This is a genomic window from Paenibacillus nitricinens, from assembly GCF_052056485.1.
GTDB classification, from domain to species: domain Bacteria; phylum Bacillota; class Bacilli; order Paenibacillales; family Paenibacillaceae; genus Paenibacillus_AQ; species Paenibacillus_AQ nitricinens.
This window is the reverse complement of sequence record NZ_CP183948.1, coordinates 4,113,791-4,132,248: the sequence shown is the minus strand read 5'-3', so window position 1 is coordinate 4,132,248 and position 18,458 is coordinate 4,113,791. Positions and strand designations below refer to the sequence as shown.

General features: G+C 43.4%; 18 protein-coding genes. 17 read left to right on the top strand and 1 reads right to left on the bottom strand.

Features of this window, described 5'->3' with window-relative positions; genetic code table 11:
- Window positions 1-57: 57 nt before the first annotated feature.
- Entirely contained in the window at window positions 58-486 is a 429-nt protein-coding gene (locus tag ACN6KS_RS18290; RefSeq protein WP_094869598.1) for an organic hydroperoxide resistance protein, read from the bottom strand.
- A 143-nt stretch (window positions 487-629) separates the two neighbouring features.
- Here ACN6KS_RS18290 and ACN6KS_RS18285 point away from each other — a divergent pair, with 143 nt between their 5' ends.
- The 17 genes from ACN6KS_RS18285 to ACN6KS_RS18205 all read left to right on the top strand — a co-directional run bounded on the left by ACN6KS_RS18285 (window position 630) and on the right by ACN6KS_RS18205 (window position 18,438).
- On the top strand, window positions 630-1,118 hold the full coding sequence (locus tag ACN6KS_RS18285) for a MarR family winged helix-turn-helix transcriptional regulator (RefSeq protein WP_269321761.1): 489 nt from the start codon (window positions 630-632) through the stop codon (window positions 1,116-1,118).
- A gap of 351 nt (window positions 1,119-1,469) precedes the next feature.
- A complete protein-coding gene (sucC, locus tag ACN6KS_RS18280) occupies window positions 1,470-2,630 on the top strand; it encodes an ADP-forming succinate--CoA ligase subunit beta (RefSeq protein WP_042128955.1) in 1,161 nt (386 codons plus the stop codon).
- A 62-nt stretch (window positions 2,631-2,692) separates the two neighbouring features.
- The gene (sucD, locus tag ACN6KS_RS18275; RefSeq protein ID WP_094869599.1) at window positions 2,693-3,622 is read left to right on the top strand and encodes a succinate--CoA ligase subunit alpha; all 930 of its coding nucleotides are present in this window, start codon (window positions 2,693-2,695) and stop codon (window positions 3,620-3,622) included.
- A gap of 221 nt (window positions 3,623-3,843) precedes the next feature.
- Complete coding sequence (gene dprA / locus ACN6KS_RS18270; protein WP_440960198.1) at window positions 3,844-4,962, top strand: DNA-processing protein DprA; 1,119 nt, start codon at window positions 3,844-3,846, stop codon at window positions 4,960-4,962.
- A 36-nt stretch (window positions 4,963-4,998) separates the two neighbouring features.
- Window positions 4,999-7,098, top strand: coding sequence for a type I DNA topoisomerase (gene topA / locus ACN6KS_RS18265; protein ID WP_440960197.1), 2,100 nt, complete (start codon window positions 4,999-5,001; stop codon window positions 7,096-7,098).
- Window positions 7,098-8,480, top strand: a complete 1,383-nt coding sequence (gene trmFO / locus ACN6KS_RS18260; RefSeq protein WP_440962417.1) for an FADH(2)-oxidizing methylenetetrahydrofolate--tRNA-(uracil(54)-C(5))-methyltransferase TrmFO — start codon at window positions 7,098-7,100, stop codon at window positions 8,478-8,480. The genes topA and trmFO overlap by 1 nt, the downstream gene beginning before the upstream one ends.
- Window positions 8,481-8,612: 132 nt before the next feature.
- Window positions 8,613-9,155: an ATP-dependent protease subunit HslV gene (gene hslV / locus ACN6KS_RS18255; protein WP_042189455.1), complete on the top strand. Its 543-nt coding sequence runs from the start codon at window positions 8,613-8,615 to the stop codon at window positions 9,153-9,155.
- 33 nt (window positions 9,156-9,188) lie between these two features.
- Window positions 9,189-10,589: an ATP-dependent protease ATPase subunit HslU gene (gene hslU, locus ACN6KS_RS18250; protein ID WP_440960196.1), complete on the top strand. Its 1,401-nt coding sequence runs from the start codon at window positions 9,189-9,191 to the stop codon at window positions 10,587-10,589.
- 378 nt (window positions 10,590-10,967) lie between these two features.
- Window positions 10,968-11,375 (top strand): flagellar basal body rod protein FlgB, encoded by a 408-nt coding sequence (flgB, locus tag ACN6KS_RS18245; RefSeq protein WP_094869604.1) that lies wholly within the window; start codon window positions 10,968-10,970, stop codon window positions 11,373-11,375.
- A gap of 6 nt (window positions 11,376-11,381) precedes the next feature.
- Window positions 11,382-11,831 carry a flagellar basal body rod protein FlgC gene (flgC, locus tag ACN6KS_RS18240; RefSeq protein ID WP_094869605.1) on the top strand — a complete coding sequence of 150 codons (450 nt, stop codon included), beginning with the start codon at window positions 11,382-11,384 and terminating at the stop codon, window positions 11,829-11,831.
- A gap of 92 nt (window positions 11,832-11,923) precedes the next feature.
- Window positions 11,924-12,235, top strand: coding sequence for a flagellar hook-basal body complex protein FliE (gene fliE, locus ACN6KS_RS18235; RefSeq protein ID WP_042189451.1), 312 nt, complete (start codon window positions 11,924-11,926; stop codon window positions 12,233-12,235).
- Between the two features lie 35 nt (window positions 12,236-12,270).
- Entirely contained in the window at window positions 12,271-13,857 is a 1,587-nt protein-coding gene (gene fliF, locus ACN6KS_RS18230; RefSeq protein WP_094869606.1) for a flagellar basal-body MS-ring/collar protein FliF, read from the top strand.
- 4 nt (window positions 13,858-13,861) lie between these two features.
- Entirely contained in the window at window positions 13,862-14,878 is a 1,017-nt protein-coding gene (gene fliG / locus ACN6KS_RS18225) for a flagellar motor switch protein FliG (protein ID WP_042128934.1), read from the top strand.
- Window positions 14,871-15,719 (top strand): FliH/SctL family protein, encoded by an 849-nt coding sequence (locus ACN6KS_RS18220; protein ID WP_094869607.1) that lies wholly within the window; start codon window positions 14,871-14,873, stop codon window positions 15,717-15,719. The genes fliG and ACN6KS_RS18220 overlap by 8 nt, the downstream gene beginning before the upstream one ends.
- Window positions 15,700-17,025, top strand: coding sequence for a flagellar protein export ATPase FliI (gene fliI, locus ACN6KS_RS18215; protein WP_042128931.1), 1,326 nt, complete (start codon window positions 15,700-15,702; stop codon window positions 17,023-17,025). The genes ACN6KS_RS18220 and fliI overlap by 20 nt, the downstream gene beginning before the upstream one ends.
- Window positions 17,026-17,034: 9 nt before the next feature.
- Window positions 17,035-17,478, top strand: coding sequence for a flagellar export protein FliJ (gene fliJ / locus ACN6KS_RS18210; protein ID WP_094869608.1), 444 nt, complete (start codon window positions 17,035-17,037; stop codon window positions 17,476-17,478).
- An 18-nt stretch (window positions 17,479-17,496) separates the two neighbouring features.
- Window positions 17,497-18,438, top strand: coding sequence for a MotE family protein (locus tag ACN6KS_RS18205; protein ID WP_440960195.1), 942 nt, complete (start codon window positions 17,497-17,499; stop codon window positions 18,436-18,438).
- Window positions 18,439-18,458: the final 20 nt, after the last annotated feature.

The following is an 18,458-nucleotide window of genomic DNA, read 5'->3' as shown; positions in this document are numbered from 1 at the left end:
TAAGATCATCTGTGTCCGTAAGGGCTTCGTTTGAGATAATAATTCTCTATAGTTCCCTTACAGCACATTCAATTCTACAGCGATATTGCCGCGGGTTGCGCGGGAGTATGGACAAGCGCCATGAGCAGCCTCTACTAAAGAGGCTGCAGTTTCTCTATCAACGCCTTTAACTAGCACATCAAGCTTAACCGCTATGCCAAAACCTCCATCTTCAACTTTACCAAAGCTGACTGTAGCCGTTACTTCGCTACCTTCAATTTTTACTTTTCCGAGTCGGGCAACCATGTTCAGTGCACTATCGAAACAAGCGGAATATCCAGCTGCAAATAGTTGCTCAGGATTTGTACCTTCTCCACCGGCACCTCCCATTTCGCGTGGTGTACTAATTGTAAGATTAAGCTTAGGGCTTTCTGATTCGATAAAACCGTTTCTTCCTCCTACGGCTTTAACAGTGGTTTCATACATTTTTTGCTGGATGGTCATCATTGTGTATCTCTCCAATTCCTAATTAGTTTGTGTACAATCTAATTTATCACAATTAATTATAATGTCAAATTAATTTTTTGCTATTAACATGATGTTATGAGTGAATTATGATAAAATAAGGGTATAAGGCAGGTGAATAAGATATGAAAATGAATGAAGAAGATATGCAAAAGATGACGACTACACCTGAGCTGCTGATTGAGAATCAACTCTGTTTTACGATTTATGCCTGCTCTCGTGAGATCACAAAGCTGTATCAACCTTATTTGGATAAGATCGGTTTAACATACTCGCAATATCTAGTAATGCTTGTGTTATGGGAACGGCAGCAATGTACGGTTAAAGAAATTGGTGAGGCGCTATTTTTGGATTCGGGTACGCTGACACCTCTTTTAAAACGCCTACAAGCTGCAGGCTTGATCGTACGTGAACGTTCAACACAAGATGAGCGGAAAGTTCTGATTTCCTTAACGGAACAGGGCTGGGCACTTCAAAGCAATGCGGCTTGTATTCCTGGGAAAATGATGGAAGAAACGACTATGTCCGGCGATGAGACTGTAGAGCTGCTTGAGCAGTTCAAAAGCTTGTTAAATCGTGTTCATGAGGCGAACACTCAAGATAGTAAAAAGTAAGTATAAACAGTAGTCAATGCGATCGTTCGCATTCCGGCATGAAACCAAGCGAAAAAATGTGTACGAATCATGAATATATTTAAGGAAAGCGTTTTAAAAACATGTTACACTATTCTGGGTTCCTTTATATGGCATATAGGTAAGTATAAGCTTAGTCTTATAGATTTACTCAATGTCTCTCACAGAAATAAGGCCATTCTTTTACGAGTGGTAGAGCAGTTTCTGTTGGTTCCGGAATAGTGCTGAATGTTTAGCATCAGCCTATCCCTAACCCCGCGGCAATCAAAACGGAAGGCGAGATGACAACAGGCTGCCTGTTAAGTCACCACGCTACTTTAGGAGGCTACCGCTATGAATATCCACGAGTATCAGGGAAAAGAAGTGCTTAAGAAGTACGGTGTGGCCGTACCGAATGGAAAAGTAGCTTATACAGTGGAGGAAGCGGTAGAAGCCGCAGAGTCACTGAGTACACCGGTTGTTGTAGTTAAAGCTCAGATTCATGCAGGTGGACGCGGTAAAGCTGGAGGTGTAAAGGTTGCTAAGAATATCGATGAAGTGCGTACTTACGCAACCGAAATTCTCGGCAAGACTTTAGTTACTCACCAGACTGGTCCGGAGGGTAAGGTTGTAAAGCGGCTGCTTATTGAAGAGGGCTGTCAAATTGTTAAAGAGTATTATATCGGTATTGTTGTTGATAGAGGAACTGGTCGGGTGGTTATGATGGCATCTGAAGAAGGTGGCACAGAGATTGAAGAGGTTGCAGCTACACATCCGGAGAAGATTTTTAAAGAAATCATTGATCCGGCAGTAGGTTTGCAGACATTCCAAGCTCGTAAACTAGCTTACAGCATCTCTATTCCGAATGAACTGGTAGGCAAGACTGTGAAATTCATGCAAGCGCTATATCTAGCTTTTGTGGATAAAGATTGCTCTATTGCCGAAATTAACCCATTGGTAGTTACTGCGGATGGTAATGTGATGGCTCTAGATGCTAAATTGAATTTTGACCCCAATGCTTTGTTCCGCCACAAAGATATTCAAGAGCTTCGGGATCTAGATGAAGAAGATTTGAAAGAAATCGAAGCCTCTAAGTATGACCTGAGCTATATTGCGCTTGATGGCAATATTGGTTGTATGGTGAACGGTGCAGGTCTAGCGATGGCAACGATGGATATAATTAAATATTACGGAGGCGAACCCGCCAACTTCCTTGATGTAGGGGGCGGTGCAACTACCGAGAAAGTTACAGAAGCCTTTAAAATTATTCTGTCGGATGAAAAGGTAAATGGAATTTTCGTTAATATTTTCGGCGGTATTATGCGCTGTGACGTTATTGCTAACGGTGTTGTGGAAGCGGCAAGTCAATTGGGATTGACTAAACCGCTTGTTGTACGTCTTGAAGGAACAAATGTTGGTTTAGGTAAGCAAATCTTGGCTGGATCGGGACTAAACATTGTAGCTGCTGATTCTATGGCGGACGGTGCCCGTAAGATTGTATCTCTTGTGCAATAATGGCTCGGAAGTTGAAGCCAGTTATCGTATTTGACAATATAAGTAGGGATGTGACTTAAGGCATGAGCATTCTTGTAGATAAAAATACGAAAGTTATCACGCAAGGTATTACGGGAGCAACGGGCTTGTTCCATACTAAGGGTGCGCTTGATTATGGAACTCAGATGGTTGGAGGAGTAACGCCGGGTAAAGGTGGAACAACAGTTAATATCACCCTTGAAAATGGCAGTGAAGTTAGTCTTCCGGTATTTGATACAGTCGCAGCTGCTAAAGCAGCTACTGGTGCAACTGCTAGTGTGATTTATGTACCGCCAGCATTTGCAGCAGATTCCATCATGGAGGCTGTAGATGCAGAGCTGGATTTGGTTATCTGTATTACTGAAGGTATTCCTGTGCTTGATATGGTAAAAGTCTCACGTTATATGGAAGGTCGTTCTACAGTGTTGATCGGTCCAAACTGTCCGGGTGTTATCACTCCTGGAGAGTGTAAGATTGGAATCATGCCTGGCTATATTCATATGCCTGGTTATGTAGGAGTGGTCTCGCGCAGCGGAACGCTAACCTATGAGGCGGTTCATCAGCTGACCACGCGTGGAATTGGGCAGTCTTCGGCTGTAGGTATTGGCGGGGACCCTGTTAAAGGCTCCGAGTTTATTGATATTTTGAGGCTGTTTAATGAAGATCCGGGTACGAAGGCAGTTATCATGATCGGAGAGATCGGTGGTACGGCAGAGGAAGAAGCAGCGGAGTGGATTCGTGAACACATGACCAAGCCAGTAGTAGGCTTCATTGGAGGGGCAACTGCACCTCCAGGCAAGCGTATGGGGCATGCTGGTGCTATCATTTCTGGAGGGAAAGGTACAGCTAGCGAAAAAATTGCCGTACTGGAAGCTTGCGGAATTAAGGTAGCCCCTACGCCTGCTGAAATGGGTTCGACACTCGTAAGTGTGCTTGAAGAGCGCGGTATTCTCAATGCTTTTACATCGCACTAATTAGTGTAATTAAGACAGAGAAATCGCTCCGCGTAGTGAGGTTATTTCGTGTATAATTAATTAAAGAGGTAAGCAACCTTTTGTTCCTATTTAGGGATGAAAGGTTGCTTTTTTTATTTTAAATAGAAATTTATTGAATTTAAAGAAATACTTGCGTTTTCAAGATGTGTAACACAAAATAGGGAAGGCTAGGCCTTCCGTGTTAAGGGGCGAAAAAGACTATGGAAGAACGGGAACTACTATTCGGTTTTAATGAAGTGGAAGGCATTGGCTGGAAAACGATCGACAAGATTCGCAGAGCTGGGCTCTTGTCAGAAAAAGCATTTTCTTGTAGCTCGGAAGACTGGGAAAAGGTTGGATTGAGTGAGAAAATGTCGATTCAGCTTGCTTCTATATATACGTTGGAGTGGATAGCAAGCCGCCGCTTACTAATGGAAGAAAGTTTTGTGAACATGATTACGATTTTTGATGCAGACTATCCAGATTTATTGAAGGAGACGGCTCAGCCACCATGGATTCTTTATTATCGTGGGCGTTTGGATCTGTTATCGACACCCAGTGTAGCGATGGTCGGTACTCGTGTGCCAACAGCTTATGGACGGAAGGTAGGGGAGATCCTCACGAAAGAGCTTAGTGAAGCAGGTCTGACAGTGGTTAGCGGATTAGCTAAGGGGATTGATAGCGTTTGTCATGAAGCTGCGCTAAGAAGCGGTGGAGGCACAATAGCGGTAGTAGCTACAGGTCTGGATCGGGTCTACCCGCCTGAGAATAAGGAGCTTGAACGATTGATTTCCCGTGATGGGCTAGTGCTAACAGAGTATCCCCTTGGAACCAAAAGCCATCCAGGGTTATTTCCGCAGCGCAATCGAATTATTGCGGGCCTCACATACGGGACAGTGGTTGTAGAGGCGGATAGTAGAAGTGGATCACTCATTACTGCAGATGCTGCCTTGGAGGCAGGACGGGATGTTTTTGCTGTCCCTGGACCTATTACGTCTCCCAAAAGTAGAGGGGCTCTTGATCTGATTAAACAGGGGGCAAAGCTGGTAACCGGTGCACTAGATATTTTAGAAGAATACACTTCTTTTCTCCCGACAAACCTCTCAAAAACGGGTGAAAGCGGTCCCCCTAAACAGGTGGTTGACGATTTGGTAATTGAAAAGAAATTGACAAATGAGGAGTTACACCTATACCATATACTGCATCAAGGCCCCTTTATTTTGGACGATCTGCTTGTGAGGACAGGATGGGATTTTGGACATTTGCATTCAGTTCTGTTATCTTTAATCATAAAAAAAGCGGTAGCACAATTACCAGGAGCTATTTATAAGGTAATTTAATATAGAGGTACGAGTGTTAACGAGGAGGAAGAGTCTATGGCAGATGCATTGGTTATTGTCGAATCGCCCGCGAAAGCGAAGACAATTGGCAAATATCTAGGTAGTAAATATATTGTAAAGGCATCTATGGGACATATTAGGGACTTGCCGAAGAGTCAAACCGGCGTCGAAGTTGAAAATAATTTCAACCCTAAGTATATTACTATCCGTGGTAAAGGTTCCATATTGAAGGAATTGAAAGACGCTAGTAAAAAAGTGAAAAAAGTTTATCTCGCAGCTGACCCTGACCGCGAAGGAGAAGCGATCGCATGGCACTTGGCGCATGCATTAAATTTAGATCAAACACAGGAATGCCGAGTTGTATTTAATGAGATCACCAAACAAGCGGTGAAGGATGCTTTTAAGACGCCACGTAAGATTAACATGGATCTTGTGAATGCACAGCAGGCAAGACGTATACTGGATCGGCTGGTAGGTTACAAGATTAGCCCCCTATTATGGAAGAAAGTCAAAAAAGGGTTATCTGCTGGTCGTGTTCAATCTGTAGCTGTAAAGATCATAATGGATCGTGAGAATGAAATCTCCGCTTTTGTACCTACTGAATATTGGAGTATTACCGCTAAACTTGGGATTCGAGATTCCGTCTTTGAAGCTAAGTTCCATAAGCTGAATGGTGTGAAGAAAGAACTTAATCAAGAAAGCGATGTTCAAGAGATCCTTGAGGCAATCAAGAACGCAGCTTTTATGGTAAGTAAAGTGAAGGAGAAGGAAAGACAACGACATCCTTCGGCTCCTTTTATAACAAGTTCACTTCAACAGGAAGCAGCTCGTAAGCTTGGATTCCGTGCAGCTAAGACCATGTCTGTTGCCCAGCAATTATACGAAGGTGTGGAACTAGGCAAAGAGGGAACCGTAGGTTTGATCACCTATATGCGTACGGATTCGACACGCTTATCTGTCACTGCACAGGATGAAGCTAAAGAGCTGATTACTGCTAAGTATGGTGAAAAGTTCTTACCAGAAACCCCCCGCCAGTATTCGAAGAAAGCGGCTGGAGCACAAGAAGCGCATGAAGCGATTCGACCAACTTCAGCACTTCGGGAACCGGAAATGGTCAAAGAGTTCTTAAGCCGGGATCAATTCCGTCTTTACAAGCTGGTGTGGGAGCGGTTCGTATCCAGTCAAATGGCTTCGGCTCTTCTGGATACACTCTCGGTTGATATAGAAGCAGGTACAGCCACTTTCAGAGCGGTGGGTTCGAAGGTTTCATTCCCAGGGTTCATGAAGGTTTACGTGGAAGGTAATGATGATGGAACTACAGATGAAGATAAGTATTTACCGCCTCTTGAAGCGGGAGATGCTTTAAATAAGCAAGAGATCGAGCCGAAGCAGCATTTTACACAGCCACCACCGCGATATACAGAAGCAAGGCTTGTAAAGACACTTGAGGAATTAGGGATAGGACGCCCAAGTACGTATGCACCAACGCTTGAAACGATTCAGAAGCGTGGTTATGTAGCGATTGAAGAGAAAAAATTCATGCCTACAGAGCTTGGAGAACTAGTCATCGAGCAGATGGAACAATTTTTCCCGGAAATATTGAACGTAGAGTTTACGGCTAATATGGAAGGAGATCTTGACCATGTGGAAGAAGGCTCAGAAGATTGGGTGAAGGTTCTTGCCGAATTTTACGAGTCTTTCGAGAAGCGCTTAGCGTTTGCCGAAGAAGAAATGAAAGAAATTGAGATTGAAGATGAAGTCTCTGATGAGATCTGCGAGAAATGTGGTAAACCACTTGTATATAAATTAGGACGCTTTGGGAAGTTTCTAGCATGTTCTGGTTTTCCAGATTGCCGAAATACGAAGCCGATTATCAAAGATATTGGTGTAACTTGCCCTAAATGTAATGAAGGTAAAGTTGTAGAGCGTCGTAGCAAAAAAGGGCGTGTCTTCTATGGCTGCGATCAATATCCTGGATGTGATTTCGTCTCTTGGGATAGACCATCCACTAAGCCATGTCCATCTTGCGGGGCTTGGATGATTGAGAAACGCAATAAGCAAGGCACCAAACTGCAATGTACGTCTTGTGACCATACAGAGGCAGTTTTAGACAACGAAGAAGACTTAGCAGAATAATAGTCTCTACAGGAGGAAATAAGACAGTGACAGATACAGCAAAGGTAACAGTAATTGGAGCAGGTCTCGCAGGAAGTGAAGCGGCCTGGCAAATAGCCTCTCAAGGCGTACCGGTAAGATTGTATGAAATGAGACCCGTGGTGAAGACGCCAGCACACCACACGAATCAATTCGCAGAACTAGTATGCAGCAACTCCTTGCGTGCAAATGGTTTAGGCAATGCAGTGGGTGTATTAAAGGAAGAAATGCGGCGTTTAAACTCTCTTGTATTAGGCGCGGCTGATCGCCACGCTGTACCTGCTGGTGGTGCCCTTGCCGTGGATCGGGATGGTTTCTCGGGAGAAATTACGAGTACATTGCATAATCATCCGCTCGTGGAAGTCATAAATGAAGAACTTACGCATATACCGGAGGAAGGGATTGTTGTTATTGCAACGGGTCCACTAACTTCCCCTGCATTATCTGCTGAAATTAAGGGTCTATTAGGTGAAGAATATTTCTATTTTTATGATGCTGCTGCACCGATTGTTGAGAAGGACAGTATTGATATGAATAAAGTGTATCTGGCTTCCCGTTATGACAAAGGGGAAGCAGCATATCTGAACTGTCCTATGACGGAAGAGGAGTTTGACGTGTTTTATGATGCGTTGATTTCTGCAGAGACGGCGGCGCTCAAGGATTTTGAGAAAGAGATATACTTTGAGGGCTGTATGCCTATCGAAATCATGATGAAGCGCGGTAAGCAAACAGCATTGTTTGGTCCGATGAAGCCAGTAGGTCTTATCAATCCGCACACAGGTAAGCTACCTTACGCGGTAGTACAGCTTCGTCAGGATAACGCTGCTGGAACGCTTTACAATCTAGTGGGTTTTCAAACGCACTTGAAATGGGGCGAACAGAAGCGGGTATTCTCGCTGATTCCAGGTCTTGAGAACGCTGAATACGTTCGATATGGTGTAATGCACAGAAATACCTTTATTAATTCTCCTAGACTCTTGCATCCAACTTATCAAATGAAGGGTAAAGAAAGGCTGTACTTTGCTGGACAGATGACTGGCGTGGAAGGTTATGTGGAATCAGCAGCTTCAGGTCTGATTGCCGGCATTAACGCTGCTAGAGCCGCACTCGGTCAAGAAGGACTGATCTTCCCGCAAGACACGGTGCTCGGTAGTATGCCTGCTTATATCACTTCCGCTGATCCGGAGCATTTTCAGCCTATGAATGCCAATTTTGGTCTTCTACCGAAGGTGGAGAAGAAAATCCGTAATAAGAAAGAAAAAAATGAGATGTTAGCGCATCGTGCACTAGACAGTCTTGCCGAGTACGCCAATCGTACGGGCCTCGCTTATATAGAGCCGGAGGTTATCGATACCCAAGAATAAGCGCCTTCGGCGTCCTAATAAGGATGATAAGCGTTAGCGTTTAAGCGAAAAATATAAGGATAATGTAGAACAACGTGAAACGTATACTTCTTATATTTTAACAAAGCCCATCTTAAGGAGGTAACTGCAATCATGGTACCCAGCTTTCATGCGACTACAATTTGTGCTGTAAGACATAACGGACAGGCAGCTATAGCAGGTGATGGTCAGGTTACATTCGGAGAGAGTGTAATTATGAAGACGACGGCCAGAAAGGTTCGTCGCTTATACAGGGGACAAGTAATAGCAGGGTTTGCAGGATCTGTTGCCGATGCTATCACTTTGTTCGAAAAATTCGAAGGTAAGTTGGAGGAGCATCATGGAAACCTGCAACGGGCAGCCGTAGAATTAGCGAAAGACTGGCGTCAAGATCGTATTCTTCGTAAACTTGAGGCATTAATGATTGTTATGGACAAGGAAGGAATGCTCTTAATCTCCGGAAATGGTGAAATTATCGAGCCAGATGATGATGTGCTCGCTATTGGTTCCGGTGGTAATTTTGCACTTGCTTCCGGTCGCGCGCTCAAACGTCATGCTCCAAATCTTGCTGCTGCGGATATTGCTCGTGAGGCTCTTCAGATTGCATCAGAAATATGTGTGTATACTAACTCCAATATTATTGTTGAGCAATTATAGGCTCAGTGCCATAGAGACAAGGAGGAATTCACGATGGTGAATCAATCGCTAACACCCCGTCAAATCGTAGCTGAATTGGATAAATATATTGTAGGTCAGAAACAAGCTAAGAAATCGGTAGCTGTTGCCCTTCGTAATCGTTATCGGCGCAGTCTGCTGGCTGAGGAACTGCGCGATGAAGTTGTTCCTAAGAACATCTTGATGATCGGACCTACTGGTGTGGGGAAAACCGAGATTGCCCGGCGTTTAGCTAAGCTTGTTAATGCTCCGTTCATCAAAGTGGAGGCTACCAAATTCACTGAGGTGGGTTATGTAGGTCGAGATGTGGAGTCTATGGTGCGTGATTTAGTGGAGACCTCTATTCGTATGGTGAAGCTAGAGCGCACGGAAAAGGTGAAGGACCGTGCAGAAGAGCTGGCTAATGAGCGGATTGTCTCTATTTTAGTGCCTTCGTCTTCAAAGAATAAATCTCAGAAGAATCCTTTTGAGATGATTTTTGGCGGGAATTCTTCACAAGAGGATTCTAAAGAAGATTCCGAACCAGATGGAAGCTTAAGCGAGCGCCGTCGCGGGATTAGATTTAAGCTGCTTGCTGGTCAATTGGAAGAAGATATCATTGAAATAGATGTTGAGGATACAGCGCCATCTATGCTGGATATGTTTGCAGGGCAAGGGAACGACCAGATGGGGATGAATATGCAAGAAATGTTTGGTAGCTTGCTTCCGAAGCGGACGAAGAAGCGTAAGCTTCCTATCCGTGAGGCTCGTAAAGTGCTAATTCAGGATGAAGCAACTAAACTGATTGATATGGATGATGTCATTCAGGAATCTGTGACACGCGCTGAACAATCGGGTATTATTTTTATCGATGAGATTGATAAGGTTGCAAGTCAAGGTAAGGGTTCGGGCCCTGATGTATCACGTGAAGGTGTGCAAAGAGATATCCTTCCAATTGTAGAAGGTTCTACAATCATGACAAAATACGGTCCTGTGAAGACGGACTACGTGCTCTTCATGGCTGCCGGGGCTTTTCATGTAGCTAAACCCTCTGATCTGATTCCAGAGCTTCAGGGGCGTTTTCCGATTCGCGTAGAGCTAAGCAGTCTGACACTGGAGGATTTTGTATCCATCTTAACTGAGCCAGAGAATGCATTGACGAAACAATATGTTAATTTGTTAAAAACTGAGGACATTGAAGTGGAGTTCCAGAAAGATGCTATTTATGAAATTGCCAAAATAGCTGCTTCAGTGAATCAAAATATGGAAAACATAGGTGCTCGGCGTCTTCATACGATTTTGGAGAAGCTATTGGAGGATCTTTCTTTTGAAGCACCTGAGCTAACTCTGGATACTATGGTTATTACACCAGAGTATGTGCGTGAGAAATTGGCAAGTATTGCACAGGATCGTGATTTAAGTCAGTATATTCTTTAATGCGACAAATTATATTCTTTTGAATTTGGGCATATTGAATTAGAAAATTACAATTCAGTGTCATTAATAGGTAAAAAAATGTAAAAAGATGCAATTAAAAAGATAATTTTGAGTTAAAAAAGGAATAAAATAGCAATAAAGTGCTTAAAGCCCTGTCTTTTTTAAAAAGATAGGGCTTATTTCTTATTGTAATAATATACAAATTAAATGAAAATCAATGTATGTGAAAATACTAATAAGTTATACTTTGCGACAAGGTTCGACGTAGAAATCGATAAATTGAGGACTTTTATACTTTATTTGTCGAAAACAAGCAGGTTTTTTAAGGAAAGTTGTGGAATTCATTTCATTATGATAGCTTTGAAAGGAGGAATTATCTTGGGATTGCTGAATAGTGTCAGTTTTCAACGATTGCAGGGAGGCATTGATGCTGCCTACAAACGACAAAATGTTCTAGCAAATAATGTGGCTAACGAAGATACGCCAAATTTCAAACGTTCTGATGTTTCATTCGAAAGTTTCCTTCAGCAACAAGAAAGTGGAATAAAACCTACACTTAACGCGAAGGTAACGGACTCCCGACATTTTCAATTTGGTACCAACAGAATTGTACCAGCAGCTGTCGTTAGTACGGATGAAACTACCTCGATGAATAATAACGACAACAATGTGGATGTAGAACGAGAAATGGCGTTAAGTGCTGAGAACCAACTCAGGTATAGTTCTTATGTCGAGCAGATCAACAGTCAAATTTCGATGATGCGAGCTGTAATTCAAGGAGGATAAGATTGCATGAACTTTGGGAGTAGTTTTGGGATAAGTGCATCAGCATTAACAGCTCAACGATTGCGGATGGACGTGATTTCCTCCAACGTGGCCAATGCGGAAACTACAAGAGCATCGGTGGTTGATGGCAAAGCCGTTCCATACCGTCGAAAGCTTGTTGTTATGGAAGCTACCGAAAGCAATAAGTTCTCGAATATACTAAATTCGAAATTAAATGGTAGTAGTAATGAAGGTGTAAAGGTGCAGTCCATTATAGAAGATACTTCACCGTTAAAGCCAGTGTACAACCCAAGCCATCCTGATGCGGATGCCGAAGGTTATGTCTATATGCCAAACGTAGATATTACCAAAGAAATGGTAGATATGTTATCTGCATCACGTTCTTATGAAGCCAATGTCACGATGCTGAATGCATCTAAAGCTATGGTAAGTAAAGCACTCGAAATTGGGCGCTAAACGTAATTAACAGATAGAACGCTTCCGAAGTGAGTTTTGTACGAAGTGAATCTAGGAAGCATATGCTTACAAAACTTTTAGGAGGGAAACAGTTGATACAGAATATCACTAATGGGGTTCAAGCTGTACAGCAGCTTGCCATGAAACCAACATCTACCGAAGTTTCATCCACTCCTGCTAATGCCATGGAGAGCTTTGGTTCTTATCTTGAGAATGCACTCACTAAAGTAGCAGATCAGGAACAACAAGCAAAGGATATGAGTAATAAATTTGTATTGGGAGAAGTGAATATAGACGAAGTGATGATTTCTTCCCAACAGGCTTTACTGAGTTTGCAGTTGACTACACAAGTCCGGAACAAAGTGATAGAAGCCTATCAAGAAATTATGAGAACTCAAATTTAATTAATTCCTAGCTTAGTTCCGGATGGGGTGACACTGTGAATGAAAGATTTGCCCAATATCGGGAGAAGGTGACCCTTTATTGGAACAGATTTAGTGGTAAACAGAAGATTTTATTTTTTTCAACATTGTTTATCATTCTAATAATAATCGTAGTATTAACCATGCAGCTTTCAAAGACAGAATATGAAGTAGCGTTTCAAGATTTGGACAGCACAGATTCAGCTGGAGTAATGAACTACTTGGATACAGCAGGTGTTTCATACCGATTAAGCCAAGATGGAAAGAGCATCTCAGTGCCAAGCACAGAAGCAGCTCGAATAAAGGTGGATATCGGTTCTCAGGGGATTGTTCAGGGGGGCTCTATCGGTTATAAGGTCTTTAATGAAAATTCGTCAATGATAGGGACGACAGATAGTGAGTTTAATGTGAAGTATAATAATGCATTAAACGGTGAAGTAGAACAGTTAATGAGACGTATGCAAGGAATTAAGGATGCTAAAGTGCTGATTAATCTGCCTAAAGAAACAGTTTTTGCTTCCCAGGCTGACCAAGAGCAAGCATCTGCATCCGTTGTGCTTTCATTTAATCCGGGATTTAGACCCAGTCAAGATAATATCGATGGGTACTTCAACCTTGTAAAGACGGCTGTTCCAAATCTACCAATCGATAACATTACGATTGCTAATAATGAAGTCGAGTTAATGCCTACGGCCAAAGGTGGACAAGCAGGAGTTTCCAGCCAAGTCGAAGAGAACTTCGCTCTTCAGAAAAAATTCGAAGAAGAAGTAAAGAAAGATGTGAAACAATTCCTTAGCACTCTTACGGGTCCGGATAAAGTTGATGTTCTTGTATTTTCGAAGCTGAACTTTGACAAGGAAAACCGGAAGGAGAATCTCGTAACCCCTGTGGATACAGAGAACATGAAGGGGATTGAGATCAGTTCACAAATCATTAGTAATTCGTATTCGGGTCAAGGGAATACAACTGGCGGAGTGGCAGGCACTGGTTCACAAGATGTAGCGGGCTATCCCTCACAAGCCGGTACGGATACTTCAACTTCGGAAGAATCTTCTGAAACGAGGAACTATGAAGTAAACCGAATTACAAAGGATGTTATCGCAAGTCCCTTTACTGTTAAAGATTTAACCATAAATGTTGCAGTTGAACCACCTACAGGACAAAATACTTTGGACGCTGCTACATCAGCAGCAATTCAAAACATTTTGGTAAATATTGTTCGTGCTTCGCTCGCAGATTCAGGTACTACATATACAGACGCTGATTTAACCAAAAAGGTTTCGGTATATTCTCAACAATTTGGCGGAACCGCTGCTAACACAACACCAGGTGGTCTTGCCACATGGATGTTATGGGCTATCGGAGCAGCTGCATTGCTGGTTGGAGCAGGTGGAGGATATCTAATCTATCGGAGTCGTAAGAAGACTGTGGAAGAGGAAGATGAAGACATTCCATTACAGGTTCCTACCGAATTTCCATCTATTAATTTGGAAAGTGTGACGAATGACAGTCAAGTTCGTAAGCAATTGGAAAGTTTGGCTAAGAAAAAGCCAGACGAATTCGTTAATTTGCTGCGTACATGGCTTGCAGACGAACAGAGGTGAACTAATGGCAAAGGCTAGTCAGCAGGGGCTTAGTGGCCGTCAAAAGGCCGCGATCCTGCTTATCACACTAGGGCCCGAGGTATCGGCGCAAATATTCAAACATTTAAGAGACGAGGAGATTGAACAATTAACTCTTGAAATTGCCAATGTCCGTAAAGTGGACAGCAGTGAAAAAGAGTCGATCATGTCTGAGTTCCATCAGATATGCCTCGCCCAGGAATATATATCACAAGGCGGTATTAACTACGCCAAAGAGATTCTGGAGAAAGCACTTGGTTCCGCAAAAGCAATGGAGGTCATTAACCGTCTGACTGCGACTTTGCAGGTAAGACCTTTCGATTTTGCACGCAAGGCTGATCCAAACCAGATTTTGAACTTTATTCAGAATGAGAATGTCCAGACTATCGCACTTGTATTGTCTTATCTACAATTTGAACAAGCCGCAGCTATTCTCTCTTCGTTACCTCAAGAGAAGCAGGCGGAGGTGGCTAGAAGAATTGCTGTAATGGACAGCACCTCTCCGGAGGTCATTACACAAATTGAACGAGTGCTGGAGCAGAAGCTTTCTGCTACAGTAACTCAGGATTATACAAATGCTGGCGGTATCGAATCAATTGTACAAATCCTGAATGGGGTTGACCGTGGGACAGAGCGCACAATTCTGGATTCTCTTGAAATTCAAGATCCAGAGCTCGCCGAGGAAATCAAGAAGCGGATGTTCGTATTCGAGGATATTGTCAATGTGGATAATCGTTCGATTCAGCGTATTATTCGTGATATTGATAATGCGGATCTGCAGCTTGCCCTTAAGGTTGCAAGCGAAGAAGTACGAGATGTTATTTTCCGGAATATGTCCAAACGTATGGCAGAGACCTTCCGAGAAGAAATGGAGTACATGGGTCCTGTGCGGTTGCGTGATGTAGAAGAAGCGCAAACGCGTATTGTAGGTACGATCCGCAGACTCGAAGAGTCTGGAGAAATTATCATCGCTCGTGGCGGAGGAGATGACATCATTGTCTAAGCTGATTAAGCATTCTCAGTATGTTCCAGTTGATGTACTGAAAAGATTGGAGCAGGCCCGGCACTATGCGGGCCTAACTGAGGAGCCCGTTCTAGAGGAGACTGTAAGCGAGACTCACTATCATGATCCCGCTCGTGAAGAGGCTGAAGTCGCACGCAAGCAAATGCTTAAAGATGCCCAAGAATTTGCTGAAGAGCAAGTTCGGAATGCCTCTCTTGAAGCGGAACAGATTGTTGAATCCTCAAAAGCGGAGGCTGAAGAGTGGTGGAAAGAGCGGCGTGAGCAGGATGAACATCTGGTAGAGGCCGTCAAAGCGGAGGCTTATCAGCTAGGGTATCAAGAAGGTGTTTCTCAAGCTGAGCAAGAGATGAAGCTCAAAATTGCTGCGATGATGGACGAAGCACGTGCTGTTTTAACTGAAGCCTATAAGGCAAGGGATGTCATTATTCAGGAAGCTGAACCTTTCTTGGTTGAGCTAAGCTGTGATATTGCGGAGAAAATTGTGGATAGGCAGTTAACGGTTGAACCGCAGTTTGCAATGGATTTGATTCGGAAGAATCTAGCTCGTAAACGTGAGCAGGGGCTGATCTCACTGTGTGTATCACCTGCGCAGTTCGCTTTCGTAAACGCAGCAAGGGAAGAATTGTCATTAGCGGTTGACTCGCAGGCTGAACTACAGATCTTGCCTGACTCGACTGTGAAGGATCAAGGTTGTGTAATCCGCTCCTCCTTTGGCAGCATAGATGCCCGAATTGATACTCAGCTTGCGGAAATCAAGAAAGAGCTGGTTAGAATCGCGCTGGACACCGATGAGCAGAGAAATGGGGAAGAAGATGCTTGATAGTAACCGTTATAAGGAGCAACTTCGTAATCTCGATCCGGTGAGGATCAATGGGAAAGTGACGCAGGTTATCGGTCTTATGGTTGAATCGGAAGGACCTGATGCTAGCATTGGTGATGTGTGCTATATCTATCCTTCTAAAGGAAATAAGCCGCTGCAAGCTGAAGTCGTTGGTTTCCGTGACAACAAGGTGCTATTAATGCCACTTGGAGAACTGCAGGCAATTGGACCTGGTTGTGATGTAGTGGGAACAGGCAAGCCGCTTAGTGTTCAGGTGGGTTCAGAATTGCTGGGTAAGGTACTGGATGGTTTAGGTCAACCGCTTGATGGTTCCCTGATCCCAGCTCGAATGCCACATAGTTCGACCTTTAACATTCCGTCCAACCCACTCAACAGACCACGAGTGCAAGAACCTATTAGCATCGGTGTAAGAGCGATAGATGGTTTGCTAACCATTGGTAAAGGTCAGCGGGTGGGGATTTTCGCTGGTTCAGGGGTCGGCAAAAGTACGCTCATGGGAATGATTGCACGTAATACATCAGCAGATGTTAATGTTATCGCTCTGATTGGGGAACGTGGCAGGGAAGTACTGGATTTCATCGAACGCGATTTGGGACCTGAGGGTTTGCAGAGGTCAGTCGTTATTGTCGCTACATCTGATCAGCCTGCATTAATTCGAATTAAGGGAGCACTTATTGCTACTACGATTGCTGAGTATTTTCGGGATCGTGGGCTTAATGTGATGCTGATGATGGATTCGGTGACTCGTTATGCTATGGCTCAACGTGAAGTTGGACTTGCAGTCGGAGAACCACCAGCAATGAGAGGTTACACACCATCGGTATTTGCAAGCTTACCTAAACTACTAGAACGTGCCGGAACTGGTCCTACAGGCTCTATTACAGCTTTTTACACTGTATTGGTTGATGGTGATGATATGAATGAGCCGATCGCTGATGCAGTGAGAGGGATACTCGATGGACATATCGTCCTTAACCGAAGTATTGCGAACAAAGGACATTTTCCAGCAATAGATGTGCTCTCCAGTATTAGTCGTGTAATGAAGGATATTGCGCCAGAAGAACAGATCGCCGCAGCAGAGAATGTTAAGCGACTAATGGCCGTGTACAAGGATTCAGAAGATTTAATTAATATCGGAGCGTATCAGAGAGGCTCCAATGCTCAAATCGATGAGTCGATGGAGTATATAGACAGTATATGGGAATTCACCAAACAAAGAGTGAATGAAAAAGTTACGCTGGCTGAAGTTCAACAGTCTTTAATTTCACACTTCTCGAGGAGTTGATTCAGTATCATGAGATTTCATTATACTTTTCAAAAAGTCGTTGACTTGAAGGGCAATGAGAAGACACAGGCAGAATGGATGCTCTCAAGCGCGCTTGGAGAATTGCAGGCACAAGAAAGAAGCCTGGATGAACTCACCTTTCAGCGGAGCGCTATTATGTTATCTTTACAAAATGCCGCAGAACAAAAGGCACCTATGGCGAAGATTCGTGAAATGCAAGAATATGTAGAATACCTGGATATATGCATTGCCCGTAAACATACGGACATTAAAAGTGCACATCAGGAAGTCTTGAAGAAGCAAGATCAGTTAAGCACAAAGGTATTAGACGAAAAAGTATGGTTAAAAGCAAAAGATAAGGCTGAGACACAGTTTCAGCAAAGTATGAGTTTACGGGAACAAAACGAACTGGATGAGATGGCAACCGTCCGCTTCGCGATGAAATCCCTCTAACCCGGGAGGTTTCCGCTAGTGGCTAATATTGATAATGACATGGAACTTGAAAATGAAGGGTCAGCGGGGAAATTTGAGCGGTTCTTATTTCTAATGATACCGATTATCTTCACGCTAGTACTGCTTGGAGTACTGTTGACGCTTTTTAATATGGACATTCGTAATAACGTGCTTGAAGTTGCGAATAAAATTCCGATTCTGGAAAAATGGGTTCCTGATCCGCCAACAGATCCTTCTAAACCGAAGGAAGAAAGCAAAAAACAGGAAGTGAGCTCAAACTCAACGATTAAGGAGCTCAAAGCTCAGCTTGCCCAGCAGGCAGATGAGTTGAAGAAGGTCACCGATGAAAAAACAGCCCAGGATACCAAGGTTCAGGCGCTAGAGTCGCAAATTGAGGGAATGAAGACGGAAGCCGCTGCAGCTGCTGAAGTAAACACGGAGGCAACAGAAGACCCTTATCAGAAGCAGGTTACTGATCTGGCGAAGCTGTACGCGGGCATGAAGGCTTCCAAAGCTGCACCGATTATGGAGAATTTGACTACAGAAGAGATGGTGCAGATATTCAGCGTAATGAATAAAGCGAGTAAAACTGCGATTCTGGAAAAAATGGATCCTAAAAAAGCGGCAGATGTCACGATTAAGTTGAAAGAAACAACCTCTTCGAGTGATATGGCTATTGCTGCTCTTCAATCTAGATTGAAAAAAGAAGCTGGCGCTACTCAAACGACTAAAACTAGTGCAAATCTGGATAAGGAAAAGTTGAATCAAACCTTTAGTTCAATGACGCCTGCCAATGCAGCTTCTCTACTAGGGGAAATGTACAAGATTAGCCCTGATAAAGTAGTAACGATTATGAATACCGTAAGTGATAGTGTTCGTTCATCAATTTTGGGCGAAATGACTAAAAATGATAGTGCACAAACCGCGAAGATTGTTAACCGTTTGATGGGTGCTAAATAAATAATGAAAGGAGGTGAAAA